This window comes from Streptomyces sp. NRRL F-5126 (genome assembly GCF_000721265.1).
Lineage (GTDB): Bacteria > Actinomycetota > Actinomycetes > Streptomycetales > Streptomycetaceae > Streptomyces.
On the sequence record NZ_JOFZ01000065.1, the window covers coordinates 1 to 521 of the forward strand.

Genomic DNA, 521 nt, shown 5'->3' on the forward strand with positions numbered 1-521 from the left:
GCTCCTCCCGGGGACGGCATTCGTCGACCTCGCCCTACACACCGGACACCACACCGGACACCCCCACCTCGAAGAACTCACCCTCCACACACCCTTGCTCCTAAACAGCTCCCCGCTCGATCTCCAAGCCACCCTCACCCCACCCCACGACGGACGCCGCACCCTCACCATCCGCACCCGCGCGCACGCTGCCACCCCGGACGACACCACCCCCTGGACCACCCACGCCACCGCCACCCTCACCAACACCACACCAGCAGACCCCCAGGTCGACCTGACCGTGTGGCCGCCGGCCAACGCCACGGCGATCGACGTGGACGACGCCTACCCCCTCCTCACCGAGCACGGCTACACCTACGGCCCCACCTTCCAGGGCCTCACCGCCGCATGGCACGACAACCACCACACCTACGCCGACATCACCCTCCCCGAGGCTCCTGAAGCCGACGCGTTCGACATCCACCCCGCACTCCTCGACGCCGCCCTGCACACCATCGCCCTACAGGCCCTGGACACCCCCA

The 521-nt window shown here is 69.3% G+C and carries 1 protein-coding gene; it reads left to right on the forward strand.

The genetic code is table 11. The annotated features are described in order from the left end of the window. Nucleotides 1-521 (forward strand): polyketide synthase dehydratase domain-containing protein (locus IH48_RS33920; protein ID WP_037844049.1); only part of this gene is annotated, 521 nt, incomplete at both ends.